The 14730-nt window shown below is 51.9% G+C and carries 14 protein-coding genes; 5 read left to right on the forward strand and 9 right to left on the reverse strand.

Annotated elements, in window-relative coordinates; genetic code table 11:
• Positions 1-212: 212 nt before the first annotated feature.
• Positions 213-1562 carry an MFS transporter gene (locus IPG80_RS08370; protein WP_345105114.1) on the forward strand — a complete coding sequence of 450 codons (1350 nt, stop codon included), beginning with the start codon at positions 213-215 and terminating at the stop codon, positions 1560-1562.
• A 67-nt stretch (positions 1563-1629) separates the two neighbouring features.
• Here the strand turns inward: IPG80_RS08370 and IPG80_RS08375 are convergent, their stop codons facing one another.
• Entirely contained in the window at positions 1630-2142 is a 513-nt protein-coding gene (locus IPG80_RS08375) for a GNAT family N-acetyltransferase (protein WP_345105116.1), read from the reverse strand.
• A gap of 79 nt (positions 2143-2221) precedes the next feature.
• On the opposite strand from IPG80_RS08375, the gene IPG80_RS08380 reads away from it, so the two are divergent.
• The 4 genes from IPG80_RS08380 to IPG80_RS08395 all read left to right on the forward strand — a co-directional run bounded on the left by IPG80_RS08380 (position 2222) and on the right by IPG80_RS08395 (position 6712).
• Positions 2222-3151 (forward strand): 2-dehydropantoate 2-reductase, encoded by a 930-nt coding sequence (locus tag IPG80_RS08380; RefSeq protein WP_345105118.1) that lies wholly within the window; start codon positions 2222-2224, stop codon positions 3149-3151.
• 96 nt (positions 3152-3247) lie between these two features.
• Positions 3248-4150, forward strand: a complete 903-nt coding sequence (locus tag IPG80_RS08385) for a trypsin-like peptidase domain-containing protein (RefSeq protein ID WP_345105120.1) — start codon at positions 3248-3250, stop codon at positions 4148-4150.
• An 86-nt stretch (positions 4151-4236) separates the two neighbouring features.
• Positions 4237-4842, forward strand: coding sequence for a response regulator transcription factor (locus tag IPG80_RS08390; protein WP_345105122.1), 606 nt, complete (start codon positions 4237-4239; stop codon positions 4840-4842).
• Positions 4843-4918: 76 nt separating this feature from the next.
• Positions 4919-6712 carry a DUF5939 domain-containing protein gene (locus IPG80_RS08395; protein WP_345105124.1) on the forward strand — a complete coding sequence of 598 codons (1794 nt, stop codon included), beginning with the start codon at positions 4919-4921 and terminating at the stop codon, positions 6710-6712.
• A gap of 195 nt (positions 6713-6907) precedes the next feature.
• Here the strand turns inward: IPG80_RS08395 and IPG80_RS08400 are convergent, their stop codons facing one another.
• The 8 genes from IPG80_RS08400 to IPG80_RS08435 all read right to left on the reverse strand — a co-directional run bounded on the left by IPG80_RS08400 (position 6908) and on the right by IPG80_RS08435 (position 14715).
• A complete protein-coding gene (locus tag IPG80_RS08400; protein WP_345105126.1) occupies positions 6908-8596 on the reverse strand; it encodes a M14 family metallopeptidase in 1689 nt (562 codons plus the stop codon).
• 12 nt (positions 8597-8608) lie between these two features.
• Complete coding sequence (locus IPG80_RS08405; RefSeq protein ID WP_345105128.1) at positions 8609-9058, reverse strand: NUDIX domain-containing protein; 450 nt, start codon at positions 9056-9058, stop codon at positions 8609-8611.
• Positions 9059-9092: 34 nt separating this feature from the next.
• On the reverse strand, positions 9093-10019 hold the full coding sequence (locus IPG80_RS08410) for a bifunctional riboflavin kinase/FAD synthetase (protein WP_345105131.1): 927 nt from the start codon (positions 10017-10019) through the stop codon (positions 9093-9095).
• Positions 10020-10109: 90 nt separating this feature from the next.
• Entirely contained in the window at positions 10110-11039 is a 930-nt protein-coding gene (gene truB, locus IPG80_RS08415) for a tRNA pseudouridine(55) synthase TruB (RefSeq protein WP_345105134.1), read from the reverse strand.
• A gap of 94 nt (positions 11040-11133) precedes the next feature.
• Entirely contained in the window at positions 11134-12090 is a 957-nt protein-coding gene (locus tag IPG80_RS08420; RefSeq protein ID WP_345105137.1) for a DHH family phosphoesterase, read from the reverse strand.
• A gap of 42 nt (positions 12091-12132) precedes the next feature.
• Positions 12133-12483: a 30S ribosome-binding factor RbfA gene (rbfA, locus tag IPG80_RS08425; protein WP_345105140.1), complete on the reverse strand. Its 351-nt coding sequence runs from the start codon at positions 12481-12483 to the stop codon at positions 12133-12135.
• A 64-nt stretch (positions 12484-12547) separates the two neighbouring features.
• Positions 12548-14317, reverse strand: coding sequence for a translation initiation factor IF-2 (gene infB, locus IPG80_RS08430; protein ID WP_345105142.1), 1770 nt, complete (start codon positions 14315-14317; stop codon positions 12548-12550).
• Positions 14318-14406: 89 nt separating this feature from the next.
• Positions 14407-14715 carry a YlxR family protein gene (locus tag IPG80_RS08435; protein ID WP_345105145.1) on the reverse strand — a complete coding sequence of 103 codons (309 nt, stop codon included), beginning with the start codon at positions 14713-14715 and terminating at the stop codon, positions 14407-14409.
• Positions 14716-14730: the final 15 nt, after the last annotated feature.

Below are 14730 nucleotides of genomic sequence, written 5' to 3' on the forward strand. Positions count from 1 at the left end.
TGCTATAGCTTACTGGAGCGCGAGATCGTGATCTTGCGCTCCGCACTATTAACTAATCAAAGCTGCCCTATGTTTTAACGCAAAGGCGCGGAGTCGCAAAGGAACCATAATGTTTTTTTGCGCCTTTGCGCGCTTTGCATTAATGAATTTCGATTCAAAGAGGTTGATGAACGAAAGGCGGCAGCTTTAAATAACCACCTCAAGGAGTATTCATGCAGGAAGCAAATACAAATCGCCCAAGTGGAATGTTCGGCTTTACAGTTGTATGGCTTGGGCAGATCGTTTCTGTGCTGGCTAGCTCGATGAGTCAATTTGCGCTCACCATTTGGATGTTCGAGCAAACCCAAAGTGCCACTGCGCTCGGTTTGATGCAAGTCTTTTTCATTACCCCATTCCTTTTGATCTCGCCCATTGCCGGTGTGATGGTGGATCGTCACAACCGGAAATTGATGATGATGGTCAGCGATCTCGCAGCAGGCTTTGCCACGGTGTTGATCCTCATCTTTCAATGGATGGGTATCCTTGAATTCTGGCATATGTATGTTGCCAGTGTCATTTATGGGTTGGGCATGTCCTTTCAGTGGCCCGCGTACTCTGCCGCCATTTCCACGATGGTGCCGAAGGAACAGTATGGGCGTGCCAATGGCATGATGTCGCTGATCGAGGCGGGACCCGGCGTGCTGGCTCCCATGCTGGCGGGAGCGCTGCTGCCATTCATCGGGTTGACCGGCATCCTTGCCATTGATGTTGCAACATTCATTCTTGCCGTTGGCGCGTTGATGATGGTGCATATCCCACAACCAGTGCGGACTGAAGAAGGCGCCCAAGGTGAAGGCAGTATGTTGAAGGAAGCCGCGTATGGTTTCAAATATATATTTGCACGCCCCAGTTTGTTGGGGTTGCAATTGATCTTTTTTGCTGGAAACCTTTTTTCAGGAATCATGTTCACGTTGGTTGCGCCAATGGTACTTTCCCGTTCGGATAATAACAGTTTGATGCTGGGTTCGGTACAGACGGCAGGAGCAATTGCAGGTGTGGTCGGCGGCGTTATCATGAGCGCGTGGGGCGGCTTCAAGCGCCGCGTACACGGTGTGCTTGCAGGCTGGGCGATCTCTGGGGTGGGGGCGGCCGTTCTTGGCTTGGCAGGAGGCTTGCCCATCTGGATCAGCGGCATGGTCATTCTTTCGGTGATCGGAGCTCTGATCAATACATCCAATCAGTCCATTTGGCAGGCGAAGGTTGCGCCGGATGTGCAGGGGCGAGTTTTCTCGGCACGGCGTTTGATCGCCTGGCTTGCCCAGCCTATTGCCCCCATCATTGCCGGAACACTGGCTGATTACCTCATTGAACCGCAGATGCGCACAACGACATCTCTTTCTCAAATGTTCGGTGGGTTGGTCGGCACGGGACCTGGTGCAGGGATGGGCTTGATCATTTTTTTCAGCGGACTTGCCTGTGTACTGGTTGGTTTGCTTGGGTATTTTGTGCCAGCTATTCATAACGCGGAGACTTTGTTGCCTGACCACGATGAACTGAAAAAAGCTGAACCTATCCCTGCTTGATCGAATTTAAACTAAAGGTCGGATGAGATTACTCATCCGACCTTTTTTATTTCGCTTCTTTCTCCGCTCAAGCCTGCAGGGCAAACCGGAACATTTCCATCCCGAAATAGGCTTGTCTGCGGGTGAAGGTTAACCCGCATTTTTCTAATACGCGCTGAGATGCAATATTTAATGGATCGGTTAGCCCAATGATCTCAGACAGCTTGATCTCACTTATGCCAAACTGTACCGACGCTTTTGCTGCTTCAGTGGCATAGCCCTTGCCCCAAAAGATACCACTTAACAAATACCCGACTTCGGTTTCATTGGTATCCGGCAGAAATTCCAACCCGCACCAACCCATGAGTTGACCTGTCTCACGCAGGGTTACTGCCATCTGACCGTAGCTGTGTTTATCCCAATGTTCGGTTTGATATTGGATGCTCCGGTCCACTTTTTCCATGCTCCATGCGGTTTTCGTAGGAAAGTATTGCAGAATATTGGGTTCTTGAGTGACTTGAAAGAGAGCCTCACGGTCAGCCGTGGTGAAAAGACGCAAGAGCAACCGCTCAGTGGTGATGATCTTGTTGGATGGGCTCATTTGGATGTTCCTGTGGGTAGGATATACTTAAATAGACAACCGATATTGTAAATCCTTTAAATAGAAACTGGAATCATTTATGAAAATAGTGATCTTTGGAACCGGCGGCGTTGGCGGGTATTTTGGCGGACGCCTTGCAAATAATGGGGAAGATGTAACCTTCATTGCCCGCGGAGAACATCTGGCGGCGCTGCGAGACTCTGGTTTATATGTGGAATCCATCAATGGAGATTTTATAGTCCACCCTGTAAAAGCTACTGATTCTCCGTCATCCATTGGCATTGCAGACTTGATCGTACTTGCCGTTAAAGCCTGGCAGTTGACAGAGGTGATTCCGCAGTTGAGAGCGATGATGGCAGAACATACCATGATCCTCCCATTATTGAACGGCATGGAACACATGGATACCCTGCTGGATATGTTTGGCTCAAAGCATGTCTTGGGCGGGTTATGCCGCATCAGTGCTGTGATCGCCGCTCCAGGGCGGATCGGTCATGTAGGCATCCAGCCTTATATTGCCTATGGTGAATGGGATAACTCTGAAAGTGAACGTATCCAAACCCTTCACCACATCTTTAGTTCGGTCAGCGGTATTACGGCTGAAATTCCAAACGATATTCAAACCGCCATGTGGGAAAAATTCATCTTCATCTCTGGTACGAGCGGGGTTGGGTCTTTTACACGCCTGACCACTGGTGAATATCGCAGCGACCCGCAAGCGCGTGCCATGCTTATTAATGCCATGAACGAAACATCCGCTGTTGCCCGTGCGCGTGGGGCAGCCATTGCTGAAAATTTTGTAGAAGCGACCATGCAGCGCATTGACAACCTGCCCGCGCAAATGACCGCATCCATGCAAAAGGATGTTATGGCAGGGCGCCCCTCCGAATTGAACGAACAGACTGGAGCGGTGATCCGCATGGGCAAAGCCCTTGGCGTACCGACCCCCACGCAGGAAAAAATATTTGCCGCCCTCTTGCCGCTCGAACAGAAGGCAAGAAGCCGCTAGTCAGACCTACCCGAATGTCCAGTACCGAACCGCTCGAATTACCGATACACTCCCGGTCTACGGACGCTAGAATGATGTGTAAAGGAGTTATAACCGATGAGTAAAAATATGTTCACCGAACTTTCTGAAGCCATGGCGAATGCTGCCGAAAAGGCTGGCAGTTACACCGTGTTGGTGGATGCGCGCCGCCGTATGCCCGCCAGCGGCATTGCTTTTGCAAAGGATACTGTCCTCACTGCGGGGCATGTCGTGGAGCGTGAAGAGAATATCAAGATCTTGCTTGGGGACGGAAGTGAAGTAACAGCACGCCTCGCTGGCCGGGACCCGGGAACGGATCTGGCGGTTTTAAAATTGGACTCCGCCGCTGCCACACCAGCACAGATCGCCAGGACCCCTGCACGAGTGGGGCAGTTCGTGTTGGCGCTTGGGCGTCCTTCAGCAGATGGAATTGAATCCAGCTTTGGCACGATCAACAAGATTGGCGGACCCGTCCGCACCGGACGCGGCGGCATGTTGGAGAAATTCATCAAGACCGATGTGGTTTCCTATCCGGGCTTTTCCGGTGGACCGCTCGTTAATGGAGATGGAGAAGCCTACGGCATTAACACCTCCGGCTTTGGCATGGGTGGCGAAGCCATTACCATTCCGGCAGACGCTGCCTGGAGCATTGCAGAAACCCTTATTAAACATGGCAAGATCAAACGCGGCTTCATCGGGGTTCGCAGCCAGACTGTGAACCTGCCGGTCGAAGGACGCAGCCAGCTGAAACGCGAGCAGGAGACCGGCTTGCTGATCGTCGGCATCGAAAAAGACAGCCCCGCTGAAAAAGCTGGATTGATCATTGGCGACATTCTGGTTGGTGTGGCAGGCGTTGCAGTGGAACATCACGATGAACTATTCACACGGCTGAGTGGTGATGTAGTTGGCAAGCCCACGCCCATGGACGTTTTACGCGGCGGTACCTTACAGTCCATCAGTGTGGTGGTTGGAGAACGTTAGAACGAAAAGAGTTCACCAAAGAGATCACGGAGAACACAGAGTTTTGTGTTCTCCGTGAAAATGAATTGCGCTGGAAAGGAAAATTTTTGATCCGTGTAACCATTGTCTCACCCAGCCATGCGTTGCGGATGGGTTTGCGCGAAATGCTAACTGCGCATCCAAATATCCAGGTGGTGGGGGAGGCGTCTCGCCTTTCCGATGTGAATGAACGTGAAACCGAGGTGGCAGTGCTCGCCTCGGTTTCTTCTGTGCATGGCATGCAAGATACGAATTTCGGCATCCTCTTTTTAACGGAGGATATTGAGCCTGTACGACAGGCGCTTTCATTCGGCATTCGTGCATGGGGTGTGCTTTCAACCGATGCAAGCGGAGATGAATTGGCGGCAGGTATTGCTGCAGTGGCAGAAGGGCTATGGGTGGGCGTGCCCGGTCTGGTTGAGGGATTGATGCGGTTGCCAAAGGGCGGAGAAAGTTTGGGAGAAGAGTCACTGCCAGAACCGCTAACGGCGCGGGAGAAGGAAGTCCTCCAGCAAATGGCAGAAGGGCTTGCCAATAAACAGATCGCGCTGGCATTGGGGATCAGCGAGCATACGGTCAAGTTCCATCTTTCGGCGTTGTATGCCAAGTTGGGAGCAGCGGGGCGCACCGAAGCCGTGAAGCGCGGAATTGAGTTGGGGTTGATCTCGCTGTAGCAGAATTCTTATTCGTCTGTAATGCTTTAGGGAGGATTGAAAGGTAAAATTAGCCCAATTTACTGGTCTAATAAAAATGACGAACCAATATCACTATACTTGGGAATGGGATCTAAACGCTTCACCTGAAGCCCTGTGGAACCTTGTTTCCGATACAAACCGCTTTAATCGTGATACCGGCTTGCCGCCGATGCAATTGTTGGGGATACAGAACCGCGTCAAACGCGTTAAGTTCCAATTACCGCTGATCAATATCATTTGGGATGAAGAACCCTTCGAGTGGACGTATCCCTATCGTTTTGGAATTTTGCGCCGCTATCAAACGGGTCCACTTTTGGAGATGCGTGTGGATTGCCGCCTCGAACGGCGCGATCCTTCGGGTACGCATCTTGTCTATGAGGTTTGGGCAACGGCTCGTAACATCCTCGGAGATATTGCCATTCCGTTGGGAATTGGGATCTTCAGCGCAAGACAATTCGGTGCTGCTTTTCAATCTTATGATCGTCTCGCCTCAAACCCCGACATGAGGCTTGCCGCTGCGCCCGGGCGGAATCTCAACTCGAACGGAAGCCTGCGCTATCGCAGCCTCAAAGAACGCCTAAAAGGCGGCGACCGCCAGACACTTGAGCGATTATATGAATACTTTCAGCAAGCCGATGACCTTTCCATTCAGCGCATGCGTCCGTATGCGCTGGCAGATGGCTGGAATTTGCCGCGCCGTGCCGTGCTCGAAACGTTCCTGCATGCGACACGTGAAGGTATCTTGGACATGTATTGGGATCTGCTTTGCCCCGAATGCCGCGGCGTGGCAGAAGATCATAAACGACTTGGCGATGTTCGCGGGCAATCACACTGCGATACCTGTCAGATCAATTTCGATGTGAACTTTGACCATAATGTGGAAGTGATCTTCCGCCCTAATTCATCCATTCGGCAGGTGGATGCTTCGGTGGAATTCTGCGTGGGCAGTCCGCAGCGCCAGCCGCATATCGTTTTCTCCCTGGTCGTGCCGCCACGCGAAGAATTACCGTTCAAGACGATCCTTAGTGAAGGGCGTTATCGTCTTTCTGCTTCTTCTTTGGAGGGTTCGCAAGTTCTGACCGCCGCATCAACCGGTCCTGCTCAAATGGATTTTCATGCCGATGCGGTCGGCTGGACAAGCGATTTCCTGTCCATTGGGTTGACTCCAACGATCCGTTTGCTTAACGATACAGACTTTACTCAGAACTTTCAATTGGAACGAGTGACCTGGTCTGACCAGGCGGCGACTGCGGCGGATGTGACCACGCTGCAAGTGTTCCGCGATCTCTTTTCCAGCGAAGTCTTGCGGGTGGGGGAGGAGGTCTCCGTCGGTTCGATGACGTTGATGTTTACCGACCTGAGAAATTCCACCAAGATGTATCGTGAGATCGGTGATGCAACTGCTTTTGGGAAAGTGCGCGAACATTTTGATATTGTGGAACAGGCAGTCGCCAATGAAGAAGGTGCCATCGTCAAAACAATGGGCGATGCGGTCATGGCGGCTTTCCGTAAGCCTGTTTCGGCGGTGCGGGCGATCTGGAATGTGCAGCGGGAGCTATCTGCACGCGGCATCCCTCCATTGACGATCAAAGTGGGCGTACATCATGGTCCATGCATTGTGGTGAATCTAAATGATCGGCTGGATTACTTTGGCTCCACAGTGAATATTGCGGCGCGTTTGCCGCACTTTTCGGCAGGCGGAGAACTGATCCTTTCTGGTGATATCCGCAACGACCCGGAAGTGATCGAATTCCTTGAGAAGAATGCTATGCCAAATTCTGTTTCCCGTTTTAATGGCGAGATTCGCGGTTATGATGCGGCAATGGAAATGTGGCGGGTGAAGATATAGGTAATGTAATAGACCTCTTGCATAAGTGCTCTCGCCGCAGTCCCCGGCGGCGAGGACGCCGCCTTGAGCAGGATGAAAAATAGACTTTTACAAGAAATCTAATAAATTCTTGCTGCTATTAACGCAAAAGCCCCTCTCTTTTTGGAGAGGGGCTTTTGAATTAGATAAAGTCTTTTGGAGGGGAGGCAGCAGAAGTTATTTTAATTCCACCTGAGCTCGAACCACGCCAGCGCGTTCATGCTTTGCAGAAAGTTTAACCTTTGTCCCCTTTTTTGCTTTCACGATCCATTCCACTTTTGCCCGGTCTGATGTGCCATACCCTGGATCAAAAATAAAAGAAGCAGGGATTTGCGCTCTGCCTTCGAGCTCACCAGGTTCTTCGCGTTCTTTGCCCGCGATCAGCTTTGCGCCTTTGGGCAGTTGAATTTCACACATCACACCGCGTGAGACCTTGCGTTCCAATGCCTTTTTTGAAACGTATGTGGGCAGCCAGCCGCGGTTTTCTACTACAAGGCGAATGTTATACGTATCCGCTCCCAGCGGGGTGACGCTCACGTCGCGCAGACCAAGCTCAGGCGCGATCAGAGCGTGCCAGACGATCCAATCGGGAAAGCGGCTGATCTCTCTTTCCAAAAATTCCGACGGCACATTCGACCACACATGCAGGAAGTCCCAGCCTCCCATTTCCAGTTTGCCCAGTTGCGGATGGTTGAACTCATACCAATCCACATAGCCTTTGCCATCCAGGATGGTGTCATTCCAGCGCAACATTTTGAGATCGTCTTCGAGCGGGTGTTCACGATACCAATCGATATATTTCGCGTCTTCGATGCCCGCCTCTTTAACCGGGTTCCAGAACTCAACCGTCCATGCGTAGATGCCGCGATGTTCGTATGCCCACTCATCGAATGCACCCGTGGTGACCTGTTTGGGGTGATAACGAAATTCATGGAACATGGAAATATCCGGGTAGCCGGTGATCTCTCGTCCTTTTGAGCCGATCTTTTGGAGTGTCCAGATATCTTCAGGGATCTGCTCATCATCGGGTTTTTCTGGCATACCGCGCAAGAGCACACCACTGAAGGTGTGATATGAAATAGTGCCGGTGATGTTGCGGTTCTCAAAGATGAAGCGCACAAGGTTGAGCGCCTCCGGCTCACTGGTGGGGAAGTCACCCGCGCCGTACTGTTCTGACTCAGTACGCCAATTTGCCGGGAAGTTGCGGTTCAAGTCGAGCCCTTCCCTCGGCGGGTTGACTTTGATGGTGATGCCATCGTAATTTTTCATGAACCCTTCGGTGAGCACGCGGTAATATTCGCCGCCCACTTCCACCGGGTCACGTCGTATCATCAAACGCGGATGGTCGGGGTGGACCTTCCAAGCGCCGTTCGGGTCTTTGATGCGCATCTGTAAAATACGTCCGTCACCGTCTACATCTTCCCCTGCCTCCATGCCTTCGATGGCATTTTCAACATAAGGGTAAGGACGTGTACTTGAGCGAATTTCTTTGGGGCGATCTGCCAGCGCCCATTCGGCGCCATCAGGGTTGACGCATGGCACGATGTAAAAGGTACGGCTATTGAGCGCGCGTGTAACTTGTTCATCATTGCCATAGCGTGTCACCAGGTCATGAATGAGATACAGTGCCGCTGTGGAGCCGGTCACTTCGGAGGCGTGCAGGTTTGCATCCACCCAGAGCGCGGGCTTCTCTGTATCGCTCCCGTTTTTGAAGTTGGTCATTCGTAACAACCAGACATCCCTGCCTTCGTGGCTTTTGCCGATCGATTCCAAGCGGATAAGGTTCGGGTATTCCTTTGCATATGCTTTGAGAATGCGGGTCATATCTGCATAACGATAGAAACGGTCAAATTTTACATTTGGCATGGGGCTCTCCTTTTACTTTCGATTAACTTCTTCATGAATGACCGCGCTTTTTCCCCAGCCTTCATGTTGTGATTTGAACGTCAACTCGGCGAGTGCTTTCGGCACTACGTTCTTCTTCAAAATTTCATCCAAGGGCATCCAAACGGGGTTGTACGTTCCATGCATGGGGTTGTATTCCCCATATTCCTCGCCAGTGCCAGTGCCGAAATCCCCACTCATCCAGTTAACAACAAAATAGACTTGATCGCGCTTGCCTTCGCGCAAAATGGTGGCTGCTTTTTGCACGATCTCCACGCGAATGCCAAGTTCTTCCTCCGCCTCACGGACGGCGGCTTGCTCATCCGTTTCGCCTTGGTCTACGCCGCCGCCGGGAAAGGCAAAATAATGCCGTCCCTGCCGGTGCCGTTCGATCAGCGCGAGCCTGCCTTCATGGATCAAGATAATACCTGCGCGGTTTCTCATTAAAAAGTACCCTCCTCTTTGGGTGCGGTGTAACTTAGCGGGGCCTGCTCAAGATCAAGCGGGTCTGACGCACATCGTCATGGATCTGGGTAATGAGCGCCTCCACGGTTGTATAGCGGATCTCCTCCCTCAGCCGTGTAACAAATTCCAACGTCATCACTTCACCGTAAATATCGCGGTCAAAATCCAGCAGATACGCTTCGAGGCTGGGAATCTGTCGTTCCGGAGTAAAGGTTGGGTTTAAACCGATATTGGTCGCAGCCATAAAGCGTTCATTGCCAAGTTTTGCCCAGCAGGCGTAGATGCCATTTGGCGGAGCGGCTTTCTCTTTGGGATAATCCACGTTCGCGGTGGGGAAGTTGATGGTTTTGCCGCGCCCCGCACCGTGAATAACCTCTCCACTCATGGAGTAAGGATAGCCGAGAAGCTTCGCGGCTTCGGTCATGTTTCCGGTGGAGACCAGCTTGCGAATCTCAGTGGATGAGATCACGCCGCTTTCATCGCCCAGGGCTGGCACGACCTCGACACTGTAACCCAGCTCTGAACCGATCTCAGCCAAACGCGGCGCGTTGCCTTCGCGTCCCTTGCCCAGGGCGAAATCATAGCCAATGAGCAGGTGCGAGAGCCCAAGATGCGTTTTCAGTTGAGACATATATTCATGGGCAGGCATAGTGGACAGGTCCCGGGTGAAGCGCTGAGTGATGACCGCATCCACGCCGAGTGAGGCGAGCAGCTCGGCACGTTCATCGGGAGTGGTCAGGCAGCGCATCTCCTTGCCGGTTAAAACCGTGGCAGGGTGGGGATGAAAGGTCAGCACTGCGGCAGGCGCATTTTTGGCATGTGCCTCTTGCACCAGCTTTTGGATGATCTCACAATGTCCACGGTGTACACCGTCGAACACGCCGATCGTTAGCCATGAATCTTTGAGAGAGACTTCTTCGAGGGAATGGTAATGTTGCATAAAAAATAAAGCCGCCTTTGACGGCGGCTTTATTTTATCATCCTGTGTGGTAAATGCTCTTTTGCGGGTCACATTTACGAGAGAAAAATTTTAATCAGACGTGAAGAAAACTTTCTTTGGCTGCCATTCAATGGAGCCGTCTTCTGCGTTTTCCATGCGGGTCATCAGCGCGACCAACTCACCCTGAGTACTGACACCGCGTACTTTTTCCTGGGCGGCATCGGCGGGCTTTGCCTTCACACGATGACCGTGCCGCACAGCTTCCACTTCATCGGGGCTGAGTTCAATGGCATACCAGTCACCGAGTGCCTCAGCGGCGGGAATGAGGTATTGATACCAGTTGCCCGCGGTAAAGGCTTCTTGCAATTTGCGCAGAGGCACGGCATCACGCAGGGTGAACTTGCCGCTCTTGGTGCGGCGCAAGCCAACCAGATATGCGCCACAGCCTAATTTTTTTCCAAGATCGTTTGCCAATGAACGCACATAGGTGCCCGATGAACAATGTACATCAATGACCACTTCGGGCGGGGTCCATTCGAGGACTTCGAGGTGGTGGACGGTGATGGTGCGCGGTTCCAACTCGACCTCTTCGCCTTTGCGGGCGATTTCGTAGGCTTTGCGCCCCTGAACCTTTACGGCGGAATACGGCGGGGGAGTCTGTTCTATTTCACCAACGAATGTATTAAGTGCTTCTTCAAATTCAGCTTCAGTGATATTGGAAGGATCTTTGGTGGGGGTGAATTTCCCTTCGGCGTCATAGGTATCGGTGGTGCCGCCTAAACGGATAATGGCTTGATAGCGTTTGTCTGATGCGGAAACATATTCGCTCAAACGCACGGCGGGTCCCACTAAAATGACAAGCACGCCAGAGGCTCGCGGGTCGAGCGTACCGGTGTGCCCAGCCCGGCGTAAATTGGTTCCATTTCGTATGGCTTGGACGACATCGTGAGACGTCATGCCTACGGGTTTATCGATAACAAGCGCGCCGGATATGGCGTTCTTAACATCCTGACTATTCATTATGGATTCCTCCTGAGTTGATATCCAGTTTAATTATGACATAAATGTCTGAATTCACAGTGGTTCGGCAGTACTACTTAACTAACTATTATCCTTACAAAGCTAAAAGCTCACGCGTAATTTTTAAAACTTCCCTTTGGATATCGGCTAAAGTTCCTTCAATATCTGCTCCTGCGGCGGCTGCGTGTCCTCCGCCATTGAAATGTTTGGCTATGGGTGATACATCGATACCTGGCTGCAAAGCGCGCCAGGAGATCTTTACGTGTTTGTCGGATTGTTCTACGAAGACCATTCCAACTTTATTTCCATCAATGGCAGAGATCATGTTGATCAGGTCTGCATCATCGTTCCCACCGTAGCCGGCAGACTTTCGATCTTCAAGTTTGAGAGTTCCCCAGACAATGCCATTCTTGGTTTCGAGGCTGGAAAGCCCTGCCCCCCAATACTTGGCAGCCGGGAAGGATTTTCGCACCAAGGACTGCATATAAATTTCAGGCAAGTCCACGCCTGATTCCATCAATTCCGCCGCCTGACGCAGCGCATCCGGTGTGACGTTCGAAGTACGGAAGCCGAGCGTATCGGTCAGGATGCCGGTCAGTAAAGCGGCGGCAACGGGCTTGGTGATGCTAAGTCCCCACTCGGGTAAATACTTGGTGAGGATCGCCGCAGTGGCAACTTCATCCGCTTCGATGAGATTTAGCTTTCCAAATTTTTCGTTGGTTTTGTGATGGTCTATGTTGATGTCTGGCTGACCGAAATTTTCAAAGGTCTTCCCCGTGCGTTTGAAATCGGCGCAGTCAACGGTGATGAAAGTATCATGCCCGCCGGACGGTTCTTTATGAACCAGATTGCTGCCTTCCAGGAACTTGAACGAAGAGGGGGCTCCGTCTGCCAGCACCATTTCGACGGATTTACCCGCATCTTGTAATGCCAGTCCCAGCCCGAGCAGGGAACCAATGGCATCGCCATCGGGTCGTACGTGCGATGCGATCACCACCTTTTTTGCATCGGCTAGTCTGATTTTTATCTCCCCTGAGATCGAATTATTCACTATGTTTTCTCCACGTATTCCCATTCTAAAGGATTGGGAAGGTCATTTTTTGTTTCTTAACCCAGCCAGAAGTTTTTCGATGTGGTCTGCATTTTCCGGGGTGGGATCCCAATGGAAGCGCAATTTTGGAAAGGCGCGTACTTCCACGCGGGCAGAGAGTTCCCGGCGCAAAAAACCGGATGCAGATTCAAGCCCCGCCAGAACTTCTGCTGAGCGGGCTGTGCCTTCAATGGCAGAAACGTACACGTTGGCATGGGTGAGTTCACGGTCGATCTTAACGCCGGTGACAAAGATCTGTTTCAGGCGCGGGTCGTTCACCTCGCGGATCAGCATGGCAGAAAGCTCCTGCTGAACGCGGTCTTCAATTCGTTTTAGTCTTGTTCCAGATGGCATGATTTCTCAAAAAATTACGCATACCGTACCATAAGGTTTTGCGGTACGGTATGCGTGATTACCCTTATTCCAAAATATAGCAGACGAGTGTGTCGCCGGATTGAATATCGCTAAAGTTCTTGAAGCCGACACCGCACTCATACCCCTGACGGATCTCTTTTACATCATCTTTTTCGTGACGCAGGGAGGAAAGGTCACCTTCATAAATGATATCCGAGTTGCGATATAGACGAACCTTCGCACCGCGTTTTAATTCGCCTTCGATCACACGGCAGCCCGCCACGCGTCCGAACTTGGAGGCGGTGAAAACTTGCAAGACAGTGGCTTTTCCAAGAGTCTTTTCCACATAATCGGGTTCGAGCATGCCGTTGAGAGCCTTCTCGATATCCTCGGTCATGCGATAAATGATCTCGTATAAGCGGATATCCACGCCTTCTTTTTCTGCCATGCGGCGGGCATCCACATCAGCCTGAACGTTGAAGCCGATCATGATCGCTTTTGAGGCGGCGGCAAGCATTACGTCGTTGTTGCCGATATTACCGGTTTCAGCATGCAGGATCTTCAGACCGATCTCGCCCTGACCCAGTTTATTCAATTCAGTGACGATCGGGTCGAGCGAACCCTGAACATCGGCTTTGACAATGAGATTAAGTTCTTTGACTTCACCTGCCTGCACTCTGCTGAACATATCTTCGAGTGAAAGCTTCTTGCGCGATTGGGCTTGTGTTTTCAAAACTTCGAGGCGTTCACCAACAATAACGCGCGCTTCTTTTTCAGACGGGACGACTTCGAACAAATCTCCAGCGGCAGGGACATCGCTAAGCCCCATGACAGCTACCGGTGTGGAAGGCCCCGCCTTCTTGACAGGCTTGCCCTTGTAATCGTTGATGGCGCGTAATTTACCGTGAGCAGTTCCTGCCACGACCACATCGCCTGATTCGAGCGTGCCGTTCTGAACGAGCAAGGTCGCCAGCACACCCTTCGATTTATCCAATTCGGCTTCGATGACGGTTCCGATCACTTTGCCGTTGGGGTTGGCTTTGATTTCATTGCTATCTGCCACGAGCAACACGCCTTCGAGTAGGTCGTCGATGCCTTTTTTCTGTTTGGCAGAAACAGGCACGACCATCGTATTCCCACCCCATTCATCGGGAACGAGTTCGAGTTCGGCAAGCTGCTGTTTGACAAGGTCTGGGTTGGCGTTGGGTTTATCGATCTTGTTCAATGCCACGACGATCGGCACACGGGCTGCCTTGGCATGTGCGATCGCTTCACGGGTTTGGGGCATCACGCCGTCATCAGCAGCGACCACGAGAATGACGATGTCTGCACCCTGGGCGCCGCGAGCGCGCATTTGTGTGAACGCGGCATGTCCTGGAGTATCGAGGAAGGTGATGAGGCGTCCCTTCATTTCAACTTGATATGCACCGATGTGCTGGGTAATGCCGCCTGCCTCCCCCGCAGCGACGTCTGTAGAACGAATGGCATCCAATAAACTGGTCTTGCCATGATCAACGTGACCAAGGATGGTAACGACCGGCGGGCGTCCTTTTAATTGCGACTTGTCTTCACCGGCGATCATCTGGCGCCACATGGGCACTTCGCCAGCATCTTCCTTCGATTCGTCTTCCGTAACTTCTTGTACGGCTTCGAATCCGTACTCGGCAACCACGATCGCGGCAGTGTCGTAATCCACCGATTGGTTAATGGTCGCCATGACACCATTGGTCATTAATTTTTTGATCAGGTCGATCGGGCTTTTTTCGATCTTTTGAGCCAGGTCACGTACCACGATACTGGCGGGTAATTCGATCTTATTTCCATTGTTGCTCATAAGCCACCTCCTTAAATCTCAAAACATGTCTTGGTTCGCTTGATGTCACGGGGTAGCCTGTGGGCGAGTGGCTTATTCGTTCACATGACTTAACCGTTGGTCTCTGCTTCGAGGGGCAGAGAGTTCATAAATTCTTCCAACCGGACGCGGTCTTCATTTGTAAATTCTGCTTTCAACGCGTGAGCCAGTGCGCCTTTCAACCCGCGCACCCAGCAAGATCGTTTATCGTGCAAGTAGGCGCCGCGCCCTGCCAGTTTGCCGGTGGGATCCACCCGCACGCCTTCAGCAGTGCGGACGATTCTCAACAGCTGTCGTTTCGACAGGACTTCCCGGCAACCGACGCAGGTACGTTGAGGGATATGCTTCACGCGTTGTACAGGTTTCTTTACCACGTCCATTCAACTCCCCTCCTC

Origin of the sequence: Candidatus Villigracilis vicinus (genome assembly GCF_016702885.1) — a bacterium.
Taxonomy (GTDB): Bacteria; Chloroflexota; Anaerolineae; order Anaerolineales; family Villigracilaceae; genus Villigracilis; species Villigracilis vicinus.